Raw genomic sequence first — 18,819 nt, forward strand, 5'->3', positions numbered from 1 at the left:
TGCTTACAGATAAGCAGCCAGTGACACATTAATTGAATTCATCAAATGTTGATGTTGGTTAACCTGGGATGCTTTACTCAGGACTCTCAGCCCTTGAATCGTTGTCAGGATACAGGTCGCCAGAACATCAGCAGGAAACTCAGAACGGATAGAACCAGATTGTTGGCCCAGTTTTATGTTGCGGGTGAGTGCGTTTTCCAGAATAGTCAGGTTTTGTCTTACACGCAGATTCACCTGATCATTAGTGTTTCCCAGCTCAACCGCTGTGTTCGTGACAAAACAACCCCGCCTGGTTTCATCGACTAGGTCAGCGTTTACAATTTCCACCAGTAAAGCATGTATTGCCTCTTTCTTATTGTCAGATTGATCGAGTTTATCTGCGCACTTTTGGGTGTATGTCTGGTAATTAACCAGGGCTTGTTCAAACAACCCTTGTTTATTTTTAAAGGTATTGTACAGGCTGCTGCGGGGTAATCCCGTTGCATTGACAAGATCCTGGGCCGATGTCGCTTTAAAGCCATTCTGCCAAAACGCTTCCATAGCAGAATCCAGTACCTGTTCATCCTGATATTTCTTAGGGCGTGCCATACAATCACTCACATATTTTGGAATGATCGTACCATAATGCTTAAAGAGCAGGCATGTCAAATAAAATAGTCTGAAAAAATCTTGTGCTGAAGTTGCTTTTCGCAGCGCCTGTTCAGGGTTACTGGCTAAAGTCTGGCGTTAATAAGCTGATTTGTCTGATCTTATGAGGGCTTGATAAATATCGTTTTCTGAGAGCGAAAGGCTATGCCTTTCGCTTCTTAAAGCCGTTGTTCGGGTCTGGCATTATCAGATAAAAGCGTCTGCTTCTGCTATGCCTGAGACAGAAAGGTTATGTGCTGATTGGGCCACATTGAACGAATAAGGATTGCCTCCATTATCGCTATCTCCGGCTGAATCGAGCATATTTTTTACCACAACGTAATACTGTCCGGTCTGCTCTGCCTGAAATGACACAGAGTTGGAGAAGCTCTGTAGTACTATTGATCTTGCTACAAACTCTGTTTCTCCGGCTTTCTGCATTTCAACCGTTACCAGAAGTGTTTCCAGAGCATCAAGCGCTTCGTTTCCATTGACAGGATTGTCTATCGATAGGGTATAAGACTGACCTGCGTTGAGCTGCAGCTCGAAGACATCCTTATCACCATTCAGATCGATGACGCCGGATACGGTTTGACCAATATTGATATCCGTAGCGCTGTTATCCAGAAAGTCAGAATGGTCATCATTGTCAACAGCTTGATTGACCTGCAAGCCGTAGGTGTTCGTAATACCATCATGAGAAACTGAGCCTAAAGCCTCGATAAAATATCGGCCGCTTGCCGTTGTTTCAAATGTATAGCTGGTGGTTTGGCCACCAATAGCCAGGACAGTATCAACCAGCTCGCCATACAGACCATCATCACGATTGATCGTTGCGGTAAATGTTTCGTCATCGGCACCATTGAAATCAGTGTGATTGATGGTTGTCAGAGTGTATTTCTGACCCGCATCAAGCTGGATGCTGAAAACATCTTTATCCTGTTGATACTCAAAACGCCCGTTATATGGTGTATTCAGCTGAATAACGGTTGCACCGCCATCTGCAACATCCCAGTGATCATCCTGTTGGAAATCACTCCAGTACATCTGAGTATAGTCACCGGTTCGGTATGCCTCGCTCCAGACCGGTGTACTCTCACTGACCACCATGCCTTTAGTCAGAAAGAAATCGATAACATCATTTTCCGTAATATCACTATTCAGAATTTCGGCAATCATCTTAAAACTGATACCAAACTCAGCACAGGTCTTATATATCTCATGAGGTTTATCAATATTACCTGTAATAAACGCCCGAGCAGTATCCATAGACACATTGTACTGGGCTAATAATTCCTCTGCAGAAGCCATACGTCTCTCCATGTTAAAATAATGTTTATTGAATCTGGTTATAACAAAAATTCCTGAAATATGCTGGCTGGCCCAAATAATTTCTGCCACACAAGAATATATTCAGCGATATAAATTAAAAAAAATATTACAAGCGGCAGTGCAGTTGCCGCGGGCAATAGAGAACAGAGTGATAGTCAGTCAATTAAATTAGTATGATTTGATATTTCATTGCTGAATAACATATGCCGATATTTTTTCAGCCCAGCGCAAGCAGAATAACTCTGCTTTCAGCAGAAATCTTTGCCTTCAGGAGCTTAATATTTATACCATTTTCGTCTGTCTGAACACTCAGGGTAACCCTCCTTGTATCGCCTTAACAATCTATTGCATATAAGATTTCCTTTATATTACCACCCTGTTGAGTAACAATTTCAGGTAGGTATTTTATACAGTAGTCTATTACTCAGGGGAAGGATAACAGAAATGCTAGTGATTTTTTATAATAAAATCATACATGGCGATTGATATTGCTATCATGTTTATAAGGTTAAGTAATATTTTAAACTCTTGTACTATTTGATGTTTTTTACATGTGATTTTTGGCATTAAAAAATAAGTGAATTTCTATTTTGCTGAGGCTCTGTACGCATATCTGATGCTTCGGAGTATTTTAATTGATATATTAATTATACAGATAACACTTTAACGCGCTTAATAAAAACTATAAATATTGGAGGTTAATTATTTTTGCAAGCTTAAGCGTCAGCCTGTCTGTCAGAAATCTGCTGATCCAGCAGGTTTCAGTATAGTTGTTCTGCTTAGAGGGAGCATAGTCCGACAGGCTGAATACGGCCTCATGAATACGATCTTATCCTGTTGTTACGGTGGCTGTAGTCTTATAATCTACCGAAAAATAACGAAGCAATGGGCCTTTATACAGGCTGTTCAGAGTTAAAATGCAATGAAGTCAGATGAAAAAATACTTCTGGTTTGTATTCGTCGTTTTGCTGGGGGGAAATATTGTATCAAGCATGATAGCCCGTACCCTGGCTGAAGGAGATAGCGGCTGGTGGCCTGTGATGTTACTCATTTCAGCAATGGTATCCGGATTATATGCCCTTGTTTTTTCATGGCTGGCAAAAAGGCTTAATTTTGAACAATTTCCTGCTGGTTTTGTTCATATCGCAGTAGCAAGCCTCCTGGTTGTAATGACCGTGTTATATTATCAGTGGCCAGTTAACTGGCAGGAAATCAACTCCGGTGGTAAGTTGACGTTGCTCCAGATGATAATATATTCAGATATGGCATACTATTTGATTTATCCGGTTGGTTTGCTGGCGTCTGCAGGGATTGGGTATTATTCAATGCTAAAGCGGAATAGCCGCTGACCATACTGAAAAAGTATGATCGACTTTTTCAGTTCTTTGACGACTAATTCTGATACAACAAATCAAGGATGCTTATCCGTGAATTGTGAGTTTACAAGGATTGTGCTGTGTCAAAAAGCGGTGCTCCAGCCAGGGACTTAACGGCTTAACACAATAATGAGGATGTCGCTGACTGGGCTACTGGTAATATCAGCCCGGATTCATATTAGCCTGCCAAAGCTCCACGGGAGCTGCCAAAGGAGTGTTCTAACATTGATTTCACGGTTGCCCAAATGGGTTGAGCTTGGGGCATTTATCCTCGCATTAATTGCGGGCTGTGTGAATGCAATTGGTCTTCTTGGTTTTGAACAGCAGGCCGTATCTCACTTGTCTGGTACAGCGACATCAATGGGGACCGAGTTATTCAGCCTTTCGTATCAGAAAGCGCTATTTTTGACAGGTATTTTGCTGTCATTCCTGGCAGGATCGTCTATTGCTGGTTTTTTACTGCATGGCTCAACTCTGAAGCTGGGCCGGCATTATGATACTGCCTTGTCGATTGAGTCTGTCTTACTGGCTTTTTCTTCATTACTATTGTCGGCCGGGTCTGTCTATGGCCTTTTGCTGGCATCGGCTGCTTGTGGTCTTCAGAATGCGTTGGCGACCACATACAGCGGCGCTATTGTTCGGACGACCCATGTCACAGGTCTTTTTACTGATCTGGGCATAATGCTGGGTGCTTTTTTCAGGGGGCAGGAGCTTGATTACCGAAAAGCAAAATTATTCCTGTTTATCATTCTGGGTTTTATTCTTGGGGGGACAGCGGGCGCATTCCTCTATCAGGAACTTGATTTTAAGGCGTTGTACGTTCCGTCAGTGTTGTGCCTGATAATAGCAATCACATATCGTGTTTATGCCAGTAGGCACAGAGAGTCTGACTGATGATACTGAGACAAGATATGATTCGAAAATACAGAAAGTCTGATTCCGATTCTTATCAGCCAGTCTTCCGGAGTTATCTGATTTTTATGGCGATGCTGTATTTTCTTTCTGAACAGTCATTGTATTAAGGCCTGACGGTCCAGGAGAGCGTTCAGCTTCTGCCGTTAGCGCCGATAGCTTCACCCTGCCGAGTTCTTCTTGCTTGTCCAGAAAATCAAAAAAGCCCTGGCTATCTATAAAATAATTTTTTCCATCATCCTGTTTGCCTGAATCTCTTTTTTCAAACAATGAATTCTTATGTGGATGATTTGCCAGATTGATGCTGACCCTGGGGCTCTCTGAGGCTAACGCCCGTATTCTTTTCATGCTTTTTATAAAATCGCGAGTCAGCTCAATGTCTTTATTTGATGGACTATGCCCTCCAACCATAAATGCACGATGTGATATACCGGCGTCTTTAACCATGAAATCAATGGATAAAGAACCTGCCGTATGGCCGGGTGTCATGTAAAAATTAAACTCAGTATCTCCAACGACCAGTTTGTCACCATCTTCTGCGAAGAGACTGACTTCAGGTGCATGAAAAGATCCTTGTCCTGTGCTCTTTTCCGATTGCGCCTTAGCTAAAGCCAGTGCTTCCTTCGACATGACGACTTTACCGCCATACAGCCTTTGAATATATTCTGCATTACCAACATGATCTGAATGACCATGTGAAACCAGTATGTATTTAATGTTGTATGGGTTCAGACCTAACTTTTTTATATTATCCGGAATCCACCGACCAAAAGGGCTTTCCAGGGTTTCAAGCAGAACCAGTCCTGCCGAGGTTTTGATTAAATAGGATGAAGCCCACTTATCACCAATATAAAAAACATTATCAAGCATTCTGAATGGCTCGACATAGCCATTTTTCTCGCTTCTTTCTGGTATAAAATCTTTTGCGATAGCTTCTGTCATATTTAAACAACAGATTAAAAACAATGTAATAGCCGATTTCATAAATTCACTGATTTAATACTTAAATTGAGATGTATCTGATTCATACCCTGTACTTCTGCACCAGAATACGCAAACAAAAACACCAGATAGCGATTGCATTAAATCGATATCTGGTGTTTTATTACCTGCTAATCTATTCAACAGAAGGAGTCTGCCTATCGCAAGCATTTAAATCTCACAAGCGCTACCCCTGAGTGCTACCAACACATCAGAGGCAGCTAACCATCATCGATAAGTAGAGTATCAATAAATGGCTAATTTGCATTTTACGCCAGAGCTTCGCTCGGCTAAAGAAAAATTTCTTCTTTATTTTCATGATCTTACGGCCTGTAATCGCGTTTACGGTGCCAGGATTTTTTACGCCCTCAATTCTTTCCGGCTCTCGGGCCAGAACCTTCACTTTCCGTCGTTTTTGCATTATTCGGGGGTTTTATCCCGAGGTGTTTTGACGTCCGGATTGTTATCTCGTGCTTCTGAACGGGTTCTTGTTTTATCGGATTTACGGCGTTATTCGCCTGCTTCGAATCTGTGGCGCGGGTGTTATGCCCGGCTGAAGTCTGGATCGGCGGTATTCGCGGTTAATCCATTTAAAACACTGATCTCTTTCAGCAAACAGGGTAACCATCTTGATAACTACCGGAGGTTTGCGTTATGAACCCGAGCCACAATGTCTCCGGCATTAAAGACGGAGAGAAAAAAGAAGGCGTCGATCCACTGGATATGCACCAGCTCAGTCAGGCCTTTGAGTGTTTCAGGCATCGCAGCGCGTTTGTGATGACGGCGCTGGAGCATATGGCCTTTAAAAATGAGCGCTCTTTGCATCAGAAAGATGTGGCTTATGGCGCAGGCTATTTTATCTCTGATCTGATGGATGAGCTGCAGCTGATCCAGAAAATGGTGGATAAAGATCTGAAAACTGGCGATTAAAACTCAACCCTGTTTCTGAATGGCAGGGTATTGAGTGATTTAAATGCTTTGCCGGTAAGGACGTCACCGGTGCCGTATTCTGTGGAGGGAATACGGCACTTCCGGTATGGCGCGCGGCTATCGGAATGATATGACAACCACCCATCCGACAGAACGGGTCGATTCGATTCGGCCACCTGTATCAGGCTGATCGTGTCCTGTGGCTCTGAGGTGCGGTGGACTGGTAACGAGGGATGATATGATGTTACCCAGAGGCTGGTATAAAACCAGCGAAATTAGCGTCTGGTTACTGAGCGATAAATTAGACCAGGCCATAGGAAGAAATCACGTCTTATACGGTCAATCGCTTCGGATTATTGCCCACGAGGATCTGGTCAACAGTGGCCGGTTGCTGTGCTGGCACCCGAACGAAGAGAACCTGTACACACTGCTGCAGCTCAGCTGGGCGCAGAACTCATCTGAACTGTGTCATTTACCACCCATCGTAGAAATGCAGGGCAGTTTTCAGGATTTTCTGGATTACACCGAAACCGCACAACAGAAGGACTGAACCGGACTATCAGGCTGTCGGGTGTTGTGCTGTTGTTATTCTGAAGCACTATCTGAGCAAGCCCGTACAGCCTGTTAACTGGTATCAGCAGGAGCTGATGATTGTGAGTAAGACTGATCTATCCAATACCGGGTCTGATCGGGTTAAAAAGCCTGGTAAACGACTTTATGTACTCAGCCCGGACGAAGAAATCCAGCGGTTATTATTTATGGCGCTGTGCGGTGAAGCCGGTTTACTAAAAGATGCCGAAGAGCGCGGCTTTGAGTTTGGTATTGAAATTGGCATGCAGCGTGGTATCTCAATTGGAGAAAAACGAGGTATAGCCGTAGGTGAGCGACAAGGACAAGTTAAGGTGCTGACTCGCCAGCTCTGTCGTCGTTTTAGAATAGCTCCAACGGAAATAATCGCGAGAGTGCATTCTGGCTCTGCTGAACAGCTGGAACAGTGGGCAGATAATTTTCATTCAGAGCTGAGGATAAAACAGAGAATGTTTACGGAGGCGGCGTTTCAGTATAAAAATGCAAAACTCATCGGGATCAGTGTATCGAATAATATCGATACACTGATCCTGCAGCCGGGAAAAGATGATCGCTACGAATAAAACGGTTACACAGAGTTATGGATAGTCTCCCTCTTTTAACTCATTAAAAAGCAAAGAAGTCAAAATCGAAATCCAGATCATCTAATCCGATCAGTTCAATTTCTTCCAGACCTTCAGCTTTCAGGAAATCATCCCGTTCTTCAAAAGAACCATCCACGGAGAAGTCACCTGTAGCAGCAGATACGATATCCCAGATAAACCCTGAATCAGTCGTGTCATTATCAAAGAAAAGATCATCGAAGAACAGTTCATTCCCCCCTTCCTCACTCAGAGTACCCGAGAATATATCTTCCCAAAACAGATCATCATCTTCTTCATCCAATGATTTACCTGCTGCAAAACCGTAGATAGCAGGTGCTTTGGCGACCAGCTGCTGATAGATATTATCAACAGTTTTCTGTTCCTCTGGTGTCAGATCATCATAATGTTTGATGCCATAAATATCATCAACCTGACTCAGTAAACCATCCAGTTGAGCCATATCAGCTTCAGGCCAGTTTCCATCAGCGTCAGGCTCAAAGAGTGCATCAATCTGGGCATACAGCTCATCCACCTGAGCCAGCTCGTCTTCGGTCAGTTCCTGCTTTGGCAATCCGAAAATGTCATCAAGCTGCCCATAAAGAGCAATCAGCTCAGAATCGTCTTCCCAGGGTTCAATAACGAGATCATCAACATAATCAATATTATCCAGCTCAGCATAGATAGCCTCGACCTCAGCCTGCTCTACTTCCGTCAGATCTTCGTAATGACGGATACCCCATAAGTTATCCAGCTGTTTAAACAGATCATCAACCTGTTGCTCCTGCTCCTGAGTCAAATCTGGCCATTGCCCATTTTCATCCGGTGCCCACAAAGCCTCAATCTGACTGTTAATCTGCACAGACTGAACCTGTTCATCATCGGTCAACTCTGTTTTTTCAGAGCCATTAAAGATTTCATCCAACCGATCATAGAGCTTCTGGTGATCATCACTGATAAATCCGGGTTCAACAGGTAACTGAGTGTCCGGGCCCAGGATCATACCGTCATCAAGATTAGCATCACTGTACTGCAGTTCTTCTAATCGGGCATAAATTTTGTCAACATTTGCCTGCTGTTCCGGTGTCAGATCATCATATTCCGTGATGCCATAAATATCGTTAATCTGGTCATACAGGGCGTTGAGAGTTGTTTGCTGTTCTTCTGTCAACTCCGGCCATTCGCCATTATCATCAGGTATAAGAACAGACTCAATCTGACGGTTCAGGTCATCAACCTTCTGCTGCTCTTCATCAGTCAGATTCCTGTCAGGAATACCAAAAATAGCATCAAGCTGTTCATAAAGCTCAGCTTCTTCTTTCATGATGCCAGTCTCTTCAGGTTCCTCCGTCAGAGTATCCAGCGTCACATATAAGAGTTGCACCGTTTTCTGCTCGTCACTGGTCAGATCATTCCAGTCTTTTACTCCATACAGCTTATCAAGCTGCTGATTCAGGCGATCCAGTGTTTTCTCTTGCTCTCCGGATAGCTCCCCATCTGTTTCATTAAACAGATACTCGATCTGAAGATTAATATCATCAGCCAATTTTTGTTCGACTGATGTCAGCTTTTTCGGGATACCAAAAATGGCATCAAGTTGCTGTTGAATAGCTTTAATCTCGGGATCTTCTGGCACAGGTTCAACAGGACATACGGCAATCACATCCCCGGACTCAGAAGGTTGAAAGTCAGTACCAGAAGGCAGGGAGCCGGCAGGAAATAAAGTATCTGACAGAAGATCAACGGAAACAGGATCTGCCAGTACAGTCTCATTTGTAGCTATATTCATAACTGTATCCTTCATTCAGTAAATGCCGACCGACGTTACTCTATCGGACCTGCTTCTGATTCTGGGCCAGGATTTGGTCCGGGTCAGCGCTGACTGAGTTCCGGCCATGTAACAGCATGTACTGTTACAGCCGGAACTTGTACAAAAATCTATTTATCCGATTACAGGCAGCACCTGAAACAAGAAGAGATCTGAGCGCAGTCCCGGCAACTTGCTGAAAAAGCGTGCTTCTTCAGAGAATGCCGACTACGGAGCCAGCAGATATCCTCTGTTCCGGACAGTTTTGATTCGAACCGGATGATTGGGGTCATCACCAATCTTTTGTCGTAAACGGGATATGGTAATATCTACAAACCGACTGAGACCATCATACTCCAGCCCCCGAACCTCACGAAAAATAAACTCACGGGATAACACTTCACCAGCCCGACTGGCCAGCAGATAAATCATGTCATATTCCAGAGTACTCAGTTCAACCGCTTCGCCATTACGACTGACAATCCTGGCACTGTCATCAATCACCAGATCCTGCACCTCTATTCGGGAATGCGAAGAGGTATTACCCGCAGCGTCACCACTTCTCTGACTGCGTCGGGTCACAGCATTTACTCTGGCAACCAGTAAGCGAGGTTCAACGGGTTTACAGATGTAGTCATCAGCACCAATTTCCAGGCCGATAATCTGGTCAATCTGGTCAGTGCGAGCCGTCAGCATAATGATAGGATTATCAAAATCCTGGCGCAGTTCACGACATATATCCGTTCCATTCTTGCCAGGCAACATCACATCCAGAATCACCAGATCAGGCTGCTCCTTCAGAATCTGTTCTACCGCATGAGTGCCTTCGTCAATATGTATGACCTGATGATCAAATCCCTGAAGGTATTCAGTAGTCAACTCTGCCAGTTCTATATCATCTTCAACCAGTACAATCTTTAACCCGTTCATTTTGCTCCCGAAAACAGCCAGGTCAGCTTCAGCTCAGCCTGCTGACGTTCATATTGATAGAGTTTCTGATTAGCGTCATTTTCAAAATGAGCTACAGAAATGTCGATATCCAGAGCCGGAGACAAGCGATAACGAATCCCTGTTCTGAAGGTATGGTAGTCTTCGTCTCTGGCAAATTTATATAAAGAATATGCTGCGTCATTATAATCCCTGGAACGGTATCGATACTGTCCCCATAGCAGCACATCAGAATTTAAAAGATAGTACAGGCGATTATCCGACTGTACGGCATAATAGTCATACTGAGGCCCGTTGTAATCGGCAATGGCATAACTCAGCTCAGATGATGCAAACAGTTCAGAATTAATCCTGACAAAATACTGCACAGATGGACTGATAAAATGTCCGTTTTTAGAGGATAAGCCCTCGGCATAATGTCTTTTTCTCAGCTTAAGATTAACTTTAATCTGATGTCGGCCTTCTCTCCAGCGAAGCCAGGGAGTCAGCGTCGTATAATTAATCCGGTCACCGGCATACTTAAATTTCTGCAATTCAGCTTCTGCACCCAATTGCCAGGCAGGTGTCATATTATAGGATAAACGACTGCTCAAACGCCCTCCGGTCAGACTGACGCCTCTTGTATCCTGATAGTCTCTATTGAAGACTGTCGCCTGATTATCCCACTTCAGATAGCCACCGGCGTATTTACCCGTTTGTTCAGAAAGTACTTTTTCAGCTGAAAACTCAATCTGCGCTGAACTGAAGCTATCATCCTGCTCTGTTGCACTGTTCTTCAGTCTTATGCCATCCAGACCAATATCCTGATCAGCAGGGCCTGTATTGGCATTTGAATCAAAACCGGCCCCAATTGACAGCTTTCCGGAGAAATCCCACGCCAGAGCATCCTGCGATGCCTGGACAATGCTCTTACTTTCGACCTCCAGGACTTTTTTGTAAAATACCAGTACATTTTTCTTCACCGCATCAGGCAGCTCAGCTTCTTTAACAACGGTCTTTACCGCAGCTTTTGCTTCTGGATATCTCCCCTGCAGGAAATAAGCTCTGGCCAGCTCCAGCCTCCCCCTGTGCCATAAAGGATATTGCCGTAACCGTTTCTCCAGAACATAAATAGCGTCCTCTGGCTGAGAGGTCTGGATTGCCTGAAAGCGCGCTAAAAAATCTTTGTGACTTTCCTCCGCATGCGCTGAAGTCGCTAGCAATACCAACCCTGTCAACAATGATGTACGAAAAACTGAATTCCCTGTGATCACCGACGTTTACCCTTAGGCAATAGACTTATATCAAGTTTATATATCTGTTGGTTATCGTTATCCATATGACTCTCCGCTCATCTGTAATAACGAAAACCGTTATAGTTTTTATATTCCGGTCTTTAGCAAAAATAGGACTCTTAAAACCGCCTGAACAAAAGCGTATGTGCTGAAGTTTGTTGTATTGTCCATTCACCATTCACTGACAAACACAAATCGGGATACGTCTGTTCAGATATCTATCAATCTCGAAACGAATCGTCAATGACATCTAAGTCCTCCGGTTCATCGATAATAAAAGAGCCATCATCTGCTTCAAAAACTTCGCTCCCTTCTGTACCCTCAATGACAAAAGCGCCATCAGATGCATTTATGCCATTGATACTGAATCGACCGTCATCAAGTTCAATAATTTCTATACCATCCATTCCCTGAGCAGATAAGGTTTCTCCTGTTCCCTGAAGTAAGAAAAAGCCATCATTTATCTCTATAATCTTAACGCCATCAAGATTTTCTATCTTAATAGAACCTTCCAGTCCGCTACCACTGATACCAGCATCTGTTGCTACCTCAGTAGATAAGCCCCTGTCTGCGTCAGTAGAAATAATGATACTACGCAGTAAATCAGCTGGAGAGTTAATGTCAGAGCTCAGCTCATGCAGGCGGCCATCCGCTCCTAACAGTTGCAGCTGTTCCAGTCTCTCCAGGCTTTCCAATAAGCTTCCAGCAGGTAACTCTGGTTCCCGGGTCATTTTTTTCTCACTGTAGTCACTCAGAGAACTGTTATCCAGAGCCCGGAATACTGCCTGTTCTTTGGCATCCAGAGGAGCAATGCGTTCAAACTCTCTCTGATTCTCTTCATCACTTTCCAGATCCGAGATTGTACTTTCCAGATCTGCTGACCCATTGAAGCTATTCGTCTCTTTACCCCAGTCCCCCCAATCTTCAGCATAAGAGGTACCGGAGTACAAAGCGAACAGCGTCAGTACCAGACTGGCAATGAAGATATTCAGTGTCGTGTTCAAAAGTATCCCCTTGAAACTCTCTATTACCACTATGCCTTTCAGATGATCAGTATTAAATAGCGTGATTGTTTCCGGGTGTAACAACTTACGAATCAGCATTTTGCGGGTAATTCCAGCGTTGCACGCGCGCCACCCAGTTCCGAATGATCGATACGTATGCTCCCGCCATGCCAGTGGCAGATCTGTGAGACAATTGCCAGTCCCAGCCCGGTTCCTCCGGTTTGCCTGTTACGACTGCTTTCAACCCGGGCAAAAGGTTTCAGTACATCTTCCCAGTGCTCTTCCGGTATACCCGGCCCATCATCTTCAACTCGGATAATACTCAGATTATGTTCAGATGAAATACTGATCTGAACCTGCTTATCAGCAAATTTCTGAGCATTAACTAACAAGTTCTGTACCGCCCGCTTCAGATGATGACGGTCGCCGCATACCGTCAACCCAGCAGGAAGATGGCAATCAAATATCATATCCGGAAACTGGTTTCTTAATGGCTGAATCAATTCATTTACCACATCAGAACAGTTGAACTCTGCCAGATCCAGTCCGGGAGAAGCGCTTTCCAGCCGGGCGTACATCAGAATTTCTTCAACCAGATGATTCAGTTCTTCTATACTATTTTCCATGCCATTTAAATGATTCCCCACAGACTTCAGGTCAGCATCAGCCCCTTCCAGTTCCAACTTGTATTCCAGCTGTTCCAGCTTCTGCATCGCCAGCTCCCGGCGAAACTTTAATCTGGCCAGAGGCGTTTTCAACTCATGAGACACTGCGCGGTTAAGCTCTTTCTGAGTCTGCAAAAGCTGATAAATACGCCCTGACATCAGGTTGATTTTGCCCGCCAGTGCTGTAAGACCATCATTTCCGTCCTGAGTCAGAGGTGAAGCATCACCTCCTAACCCTATCGCATCCACTTCTTTGGCCATTCTGTTCAGACGCGACTCCAGAGGACGCACCAGTAAAAAACCGACTACGGTCAACAGAACCAGACAGACGCTGCCTATAATCATGACAACAGGCCTCGGGAAATCGTCCAGTAACGGCCAGGGGCCAAGCTGAAGATAATCCCCGCTGTTGCCAATCGGTGCAATAGCTCTGACAGCCCGTTCTCCATTCTCTGCGGAGAAAAATTCAACCACGGTTTCTTTGCGCAGCAAGGCTCTCTGTTGCAGATAGTTCACCTGGATCTCATCAACGGATGACCAGGATAATGGAAAATTAAAGAACGCCTGAAGGCGCTCAAGTTCTTTCTTTCTATCTTGTTTTGCATGTCGCCCCAACTCATTCAACAACAGGAGAACAGTCCCCCGCATCAACTGTTCATTGACGTTAGTTTCCCTGGCAGACACCTGAAGAATTTCATCTTCATTGCCTGGCACAGGTAATGAAAAAATCCTGTTACCATCCGAATCAGCACTGATCAGAGTGAGTCCCTTCCGATCAGGCTGTTTCATCTGTTCTGGCAGCTCATTAACATCCAGCAACTCTATCGGTAACGAGGTCACCCGTCTGCTAATCGCCAGCCACTGATTTTCCTGCTCAGACTCATGTCGGGCCAGACCTTCACTGATAAGTTGCAGAGTTCCTTGCATGCTGTCAGCAAGATAACGGTCAACCCTTTCACTCTGCCAGTAGCGGTATATAGCCGCAGAACCTGCAGCAATAACCACAGATGCAAACAGCAGCCCAAGGTAAATTCTGAAAAAAATACTTCGCATAATCCCAGGTTCGCCTGATATCAGACACAAGTCACAAGAATGTTTATATGATTACGCTATTTTAATAGCAATGACGCAGAAAATAAGCTTTAACAAGTATCTTTATGTACTCATATAGCGCTGTCGATGACATATCATGTAAAAATATCCCGGATGCCCGGAATATATAACAACCAGGATGACAGAGTATGCCTATGCCCCTTATAACCAGAACAATCACACCTTTATTTGCCGCCTGTATATTGTCGCTAGCTGTCAATCAGGCTATTGCTGATAACGATACCACTCTGGTACAGAGAGGAGTGATCGGCAAAGGTGCCGGAGATGACCTTTATGTACTCTCCCCTCATCTGATTGACAGCAATTCGACTATCACGATTACAGATACCCAGGGCAGTAATACCATTCAGCTGACAGCAGGACTTGAAGTCACCAGCTCGAAAGTTGCAGCAGATAGCCTGCAACTAACTCTGAGTCATGGCACTGTCATCACGGTGCTTGGGGCGGGTAACATGGAATATATTGTTGGTGGAGATCCCCTGACAGGGCAGAGTGGTAATAGTTTTTCCTATGACTCATTTGTCACGGGTATTCTGAGTACATCTGTACCATCATCGGGAATATCTGATGGTGGCAGTGCCACTCTGAATGCCGATGGCTCAGCAGAAACAACGCCCCCCATTAACGATACGGCCACGAACACGATAACTTTGACCAGCCCGGCACTTAAATCTCAGTCGATTCTGCCACTCAGTGCTACTTGCGATGGTGCCGATAATGGCCGCATGATCCCGTTACAATGGGGCGGTCTGCCCACAGGCACCCAGTCACTGGCAATCACTATGCACCATTTCCCGAATCCGAATGATACCGATTTATCAGGTGCCCACTCTTATCTGGTACTTTATGATATCCAGGCATCAGAAACCGATATGGACGAGGCTGAAACCAATATAGGCGTTCTGGGTATTAACAGCGTCAACGATCAGCAAAGTTACTCTGCACCCTGCTCTAAAGGCACGGGTGATAATGACTATATCATCACACTGCATGCCTTATCGGTAGCTCCGGGAGGGCTGGGGATTAATGGCTCAACAACAGATCTGCAGACATTTTTTACAGCAGCCAGCGCCAGCACTCTGGCAACGAAAGAACTGACCGTCAGCCGCTCCCGGTATAACCCGGAGAATGACGATCATGTCCCCACCAGCATACCGGCTACCTGTGAAGAAAAACAGGCTTCACTATCTGATTATAATCACCTGATTAGTACCAGTTGCACAGATTCAGAAATGATCATCACATCTGCAACCAGTCTGCCAGAGCGCTCGGAGCTGAATGATGACAAAGAGAATGTCGGCATTCAGTCATGGATTGGCCGGGTGCCATTAAGAGATGATGTATCCTGGGCAGTACCAATGAATCCCGTTTATCTTTCTGAACCCGTGAGTAATATTAATATTCATCATCCCATTGGTATCGCGGCAGATGGCGTCCCCATTCTGCACTACGCCAAGGAAAGTGAACCGGATGAAATTGCTCAGCTGGGTCAGGATTACAGCGACCGGGATACAGTACTACTGGGAGAGATAGACCAATGCGGCGCCCACGCAGGTAATGGTGAAGACTACCATTACCATATGGCTCCGGTGTGTATGATGGATACACACAACCCCTCTGAGCCTATTGCCTGGATGTTTGATGGTATCCCGCTTTACTTTGGTACCGGAGGCGGCATCATGACTACCAACGGCACCCATTATGGCGGTGGTCGCTATTCGGATCTGAATTATCTGCCTCAGGCCATTAAAAATGGATCGGCGTTTCTGGATGAGTGTAACGCATATGATCTGCATGGTGATGGCAGTGAATACGTGTACTACACTACTACCAATGCTCCCTATACTATTGGCTGTTACCGGGCTCAGGCCTCTCAAAGCGGCAGTATTGACGGCCCGAGACACTTTCAGGGAGGCAACCGTCTGGATGATTTCACATTCGGTACGGAAGTTACCCTGACCGACTACGATACTATGTCATTTGACAACAAACAGTGGCAATTCGTGACAGCAGAACCCAAACCTGAGAATAAAAATATTCCTCAGGATAATACTGCTCAACTGATTTATCGCCTTCTGGAAGAAGGAGAAGACGGTTATCAGGCCGGACTGGATTGCTACACCTTCCGATATCGTATTGATGCCACTCAGACAGACGGCAGCGGTGATACCGTGACCACTCATTGCCGATAAAACCGCGAAAACATTTTATTGTTCACTGATACAGGCAAAGGCAGCGTTGCTAAGGTGCTTTTGCCTGTAATCTGTCTCTTTCAGGATAACTATCAGATATGAAATACCTGACACTGTGTTTTGCCTTTATGCTGGCATTACAGATTACGGATGCATCAGCACATGGCCTGCGTATGACAACAGCCGATGTTGCACTCAGGCATAACAAGCATCTGACCATCACAATACGTACATCTGTCAGTGATTTATTTCGTCAGATGAACTGGCCAGGGAAACCCTCTTCACTGCTGCACCTTGCCGCAGCCGATAAAAAAACGTTCAGTCAGTTTCGTTCTGCCCTGATTAAACTACTACAGCCAATTCCGGTCCAGGCTGGCAAGTACGCCCTGCAAAACCGTCGTTTGCAACTGCCGGGGCTGGCGGACTTGCAAAAGCTGGTTCAGGTTGAGGTCGCTGAGCAGGCTTTACAAAAAGATCTTGACGTATCGAAACACGCCCATTCCGTTAATGATCGACAGAATTATCTCAGAGCAGAGCTATCAGGCTTTATCAACAACAAACCTTCGATACCACAGCAATCTCAGGTGTTACAAATAGTATTTCCAGCGGCTCTGGGGAAAATTCTGGTCACCTACAGCAAACCACAAACACGAACGCTATCACCGGGCAAAGACAGCACCTATTATCGCCAGATGCTTTAACATCGGATACAGCAGATATTTCTGACTACGGGTGATGTGACAATAAAACGAAAGCCCCTCAGGTAAAGTGTCCAGTGAGGCCGTTCTCTTTTACAGAGCCCGACCCGTAGTCAGATAATGTGCCCAGTCACCACGTTCACGCTGCGTCGACAGCCGGGCTGCCGTCGCATAATCATAATCTACCCGGATATGCTCAACATTCCATCGCTTTTTCTTCTGCTCAATAATCGCATAAGAAGCGTGGGGGGAGTAATTTTCCATAGAGTGCAAGCAAGGCTCATCATCACGATAAGCGGGTAACCCTACACTCCCCGGATTGACAACCAGTTGTCCGGTTTCCAGCTGTACCGTTCTGGGAATATGAGTGTGGCCGCATAGAATCAGAGAAGAGGTATTTCCTTTAATCAGTTTCAGTATCTCTTCCTGAGAACGCAGCACAGGCCGTCCATCAGAGACATCCTCCAGCAGATAAATCAGGTCATCTCCCGGAATACCATGACACAGATAGATATCATCTGTTAACTGCAGTTCAGACGGCAGCTGCATCATCCACTCCAGAGGTTCTTCTCCCAGATCTTTATGGATAAATGCCATCGTCGCATTCGCTTCAATATCCTCAGGGGAAGCCTGCCAGATCTGTCGATCCTGGTTACCACTGATAGTCACACAGGGATGCTGTTGCAACAGTAAATAGGTTTTAAAAGGCGCAATAGGCCCATAAAGGATATCTCCTAAGTTGATCACATGATCAACCTCCCGGTAGCTGATATCATCCAGTACAGCCTGCAACGCAAAAGCGTTACTGTGTATATCGGAAAGAACGGCTAATTTCACAATAAAATGCTCTTCTGTTAAACACGATCCATCTGATGACATTACACAATACTGACGAGGGCAGCCAGTGTTCAGCTTTTTGCCTTTGCTCCCGGACCTGATACAGCCAGAACCCCACCCAGCGTAATCAGAACGATCCCTGCTATCGTGTTCATCTCAAGACTCTCACTCCATAACCACCAGCCCATCAAAGCAGCGAAAGCAACAGAACCATAAGTAAAAGGCCCTAATTGTCCAGCAGGTGCCATACCATAGGCTTTACTCAGAAACAGCTGGGCCAGCGTAGAAGCTGCAGCCATAACCAGCAACCAGAACAACTGAATCATCGTCACAGGTTGCCATACTAAAGTAGCGGGACCCGCTGACAGAATGGCACTGAAAAAAGCAAAATAAAATACAATTCTCTGGGGAGACTCACTGTCACGCATCCGCCGAATCGTCACTTTAGCCAGAGCCCCCAGCATTGCACCAGCCAATGCAATAAGCACCGCCAGATTCATAGCCCCATCCTGTGGATTCAGTACAAAAACAGTACCCAGAAAACCGACCACGATAGCAAACTTAACCATCGTGCTGATGCGTTCTCCCAGCCAGATCAGCGCAATCACCGGGATAAAAAAAGGTGCGGTCTGTTTGATCAGCGCGGCCTGTGCAAGTGGCAGATGCCCCCATGAATAGAAAAGGCAGGTCATTGCTACAACCCCAACACCGGCCCTCATAAAATGAAAACGCAGTTTTTGTGTACGGATTGCCGATAATCCATTACTCATCAGCCAGGGAACCAGCAACAGAATGCCCAGAAAATTACGAAAAAAAACGATCATTTGCACCGGCATATCGTCGGCAATATATTTTACCGTCATACCCGAAAGAACCAGAAACATTTCGGATATCAGAATCAACCCTGCGCCAATGATCAGACTTCGCTGCATTGAGAGAGTGGAATGCATAGGC

General features: G+C 45.2%; 17 protein-coding genes. 7 read left to right on the forward strand and 10 right to left on the reverse strand.

All coding sequences use genetic code 11. The features are described 5' to 3' along the window. Positions 1-3: 3 nt before the first annotated feature. Both H4O21_RS06040 and H4O21_RS06045 read right to left on the reverse strand, forming a co-directional pair. On the reverse strand, positions 4-588 hold the full coding sequence (locus H4O21_RS06040) for a TetR/AcrR family transcriptional regulator (RefSeq protein ID WP_182807944.1): 585 nt from the start codon (positions 586-588) through the stop codon (positions 4-6). Positions 589-834: 246 nt separating this feature from the next. Beyond that, the gene (locus H4O21_RS06045; protein WP_182807945.1) at positions 835-1,938 is read right to left on the reverse strand and encodes a hypothetical protein; all 1,104 of its coding nucleotides are present in this window, start codon (positions 1,936-1,938) and stop codon (positions 835-837) included. Between the two features lie 953 nt (positions 1,939-2,891). Between H4O21_RS06045 and H4O21_RS06050 the strand changes: the two genes are divergently transcribed. Both H4O21_RS06050 and H4O21_RS06055 read left to right on the forward strand, forming a co-directional pair. Then, complete coding sequence (locus H4O21_RS06050) at positions 2,892-3,308, forward strand: hypothetical protein (protein WP_182807946.1); 417 nt, start codon at positions 2,892-2,894, stop codon at positions 3,306-3,308. A 252-nt stretch (positions 3,309-3,560) separates the two neighbouring features. Next, the gene (locus tag H4O21_RS06055; RefSeq protein WP_182807947.1) at positions 3,561-4,229 is read left to right on the forward strand and encodes a YoaK family protein; all 669 of its coding nucleotides are present in this window, start codon (positions 3,561-3,563) and stop codon (positions 4,227-4,229) included. Positions 4,230-4,313: 84 nt separating this feature from the next. Here the strand turns inward: H4O21_RS06055 and H4O21_RS06060 are convergent, their stop codons facing one another. Next, positions 4,314-5,189 (reverse strand): MBL fold metallo-hydrolase, encoded by an 876-nt coding sequence (locus H4O21_RS06060; protein WP_220495528.1) that lies wholly within the window; start codon positions 5,187-5,189, stop codon positions 4,314-4,316. 693 nt (positions 5,190-5,882) lie between these two features. Here H4O21_RS06060 and H4O21_RS06065 point away from each other — a divergent pair. The 3 genes from H4O21_RS06065 (at position 5,883) to H4O21_RS06075 (ending at position 7,309) form a co-directional block, all read left to right on the forward strand. After that, complete coding sequence (locus tag H4O21_RS06065; RefSeq protein ID WP_182807949.1) at positions 5,883-6,158, forward strand: hypothetical protein; 276 nt, start codon at positions 5,883-5,885, stop codon at positions 6,156-6,158. Between the two features lie 238 nt (positions 6,159-6,396). Then, complete coding sequence (locus H4O21_RS06070) at positions 6,397-6,708, forward strand: hypothetical protein (RefSeq protein ID WP_182807950.1); 312 nt, start codon at positions 6,397-6,399, stop codon at positions 6,706-6,708. Positions 6,709-6,811: 103 nt separating this feature from the next. Further along, positions 6,812-7,309 (forward strand): DUF4351 domain-containing protein, encoded by a 498-nt coding sequence (locus tag H4O21_RS06075; protein WP_182807951.1) that lies wholly within the window; start codon positions 6,812-6,814, stop codon positions 7,307-7,309. 43 nt (positions 7,310-7,352) lie between these two features. Here H4O21_RS06075 and H4O21_RS06080 read toward each other — a convergent pair whose 3' ends face one another. The 5 genes from H4O21_RS06080 to H4O21_RS06100 form a co-directional block, all read right to left on the reverse strand. Continuing rightward, a complete protein-coding gene (locus H4O21_RS06080; protein WP_182807952.1) occupies positions 7,353-9,116 on the reverse strand; it encodes a hypothetical protein in 1,764 nt (587 codons plus the stop codon). A 246-nt stretch (positions 9,117-9,362) separates the two neighbouring features. Continuing rightward, positions 9,363-10,064, reverse strand: a complete 702-nt coding sequence (locus H4O21_RS06085) for a response regulator (protein WP_182807953.1) — start codon at positions 10,062-10,064, stop codon at positions 9,363-9,365. Beyond that, positions 10,061-11,284 (reverse strand): tetratricopeptide repeat protein, encoded by a 1,224-nt coding sequence (locus H4O21_RS06090; protein ID WP_182807954.1) that lies wholly within the window; start codon positions 11,282-11,284, stop codon positions 10,061-10,063. The genes H4O21_RS06085 and H4O21_RS06090 overlap by 4 nt, the downstream gene beginning before the upstream one ends. A gap of 293 nt (positions 11,285-11,577) precedes the next feature. Next, positions 11,578-12,459 (reverse strand): hypothetical protein, encoded by an 882-nt coding sequence (locus H4O21_RS06095; RefSeq protein WP_182807955.1) that lies wholly within the window; start codon positions 12,457-12,459, stop codon positions 11,578-11,580. Continuing rightward, positions 12,453-14,078 carry an ATP-binding protein gene (locus H4O21_RS06100; protein ID WP_182807956.1) on the reverse strand — a complete coding sequence of 542 codons (1,626 nt, stop codon included), beginning with the start codon at positions 14,076-14,078 and terminating at the stop codon, positions 12,453-12,455. Before H4O21_RS06100 ends, H4O21_RS06095 begins: the two co-directional genes overlap by 7 nt. A gap of 188 nt (positions 14,079-14,266) precedes the next feature. Between H4O21_RS06100 and H4O21_RS06105 the strand changes: the two genes are divergently transcribed. Beyond that, positions 14,267-16,330 carry a YbhB/YbcL family Raf kinase inhibitor-like protein gene (locus H4O21_RS06105; protein WP_182807957.1) on the forward strand — a complete coding sequence of 688 codons (2,064 nt, stop codon included), beginning with the start codon at positions 14,267-14,269 and terminating at the stop codon, positions 16,328-16,330. 98 nt (positions 16,331-16,428) lie between these two features. Then, on the forward strand, positions 16,429-17,031 hold the full coding sequence (locus tag H4O21_RS06110) for a hypothetical protein (protein ID WP_182807958.1): 603 nt from the start codon (positions 16,429-16,431) through the stop codon (positions 17,029-17,031). 90 nt (positions 17,032-17,121) lie between these two features. Here H4O21_RS06110 and H4O21_RS06115 read toward each other — a convergent pair whose 3' ends face one another. Both H4O21_RS06115 and H4O21_RS06120 read right to left on the reverse strand, forming a co-directional pair. After that, the gene (locus H4O21_RS06115; protein ID WP_368737524.1) at positions 17,122-17,865 is read right to left on the reverse strand and encodes a metallophosphoesterase family protein; all 744 of its coding nucleotides are present in this window, start codon (positions 17,863-17,865) and stop codon (positions 17,122-17,124) included. A gap of 71 nt (positions 17,866-17,936) precedes the next feature. Further along, positions 17,937-18,815: a DMT family transporter gene (locus H4O21_RS06120; RefSeq protein WP_255487160.1), complete on the reverse strand. Its 879-nt coding sequence runs from the start codon at positions 18,813-18,815 to the stop codon at positions 17,937-17,939. Positions 18,816-18,819 lie beyond the last annotated feature (4 nt).

It is taken from the genome of Oceanospirillum sediminis (assembly GCF_014164585.1).
In the GTDB taxonomy this organism is placed as follows: Bacteria; Pseudomonadota; Gammaproteobacteria; order Pseudomonadales; family Halomonadaceae; genus Oceanospirillum; species Oceanospirillum sediminis.

Bases quoted from the DNA above. Each gene is read 5' to 3' on its own strand.
- H4O21_RS06040 (WP_182807944.1), bottom strand. From the start codon at position 588: ATGGCACGCCCTAAGAAATATCAGGATGAACAGGTACTGGATTCTGCT.
- H4O21_RS06045 (WP_182807945.1), bottom strand. From the start codon at position 1,938: ATGGCTTCTGCAGAGGAATTATTAGCCCAGTACAATGTGTCTATGGAT.
- H4O21_RS06050 (WP_182807946.1), top strand. From the start codon at position 2,892: ATGAAAAAATACTTCTGGTTTGTATTCGTCGTTTTGCTGGGGGGAAAT.
- H4O21_RS06060 (WP_220495528.1), bottom strand. From the start codon at position 5,189: ATGACAGAAGCTATCGCAAAAGATTTTATACCAGAAAGAAGCGAGAAA.
- H4O21_RS06065 (WP_182807949.1), top strand. From the start codon at position 5,883: ATGAACCCGAGCCACAATGTCTCCGGCATTAAAGACGGAGAGAAAAAA.
- H4O21_RS06070 (WP_182807950.1), top strand. From the start codon at position 6,397: ATGATGTTACCCAGAGGCTGGTATAAAACCAGCGAAATTAGCGTCTGG.
- H4O21_RS06080 (WP_182807952.1), bottom strand. From the start codon at position 9,116: ATGAATATAGCTACAAATGAGACTGTACTGGCAGATCCTGTTTCCGTT.
- H4O21_RS06085 (WP_182807953.1), bottom strand. From the start codon at position 10,064: ATGAACGGGTTAAAGATTGTACTGGTTGAAGATGATATAGAACTGGCA.
- H4O21_RS06095 (WP_182807955.1), bottom strand. From the start codon at position 12,459: ATGCTGATTCGTAAGTTGTTACACCCGGAAACAATCACGCTATTTAAT.
- H4O21_RS06100 (WP_182807956.1), bottom strand. From the start codon at position 14,078: ATGCGAAGTATTTTTTTCAGAATTTACCTTGGGCTGCTGTTTGCATCT.
- H4O21_RS06105 (WP_182807957.1), top strand. From the start codon at position 14,267: ATGCCTATGCCCCTTATAACCAGAACAATCACACCTTTATTTGCCGCC.
- H4O21_RS06110 (WP_182807958.1), top strand. From the start codon at position 16,429: ATGAAATACCTGACACTGTGTTTTGCCTTTATGCTGGCATTACAGATT.
- H4O21_RS06120 (WP_255487160.1), bottom strand. From the start codon at position 18,815: ATGCATTCCACTCTCTCAATGCAGCGAAGTCTGATCATTGGCGCAGGG.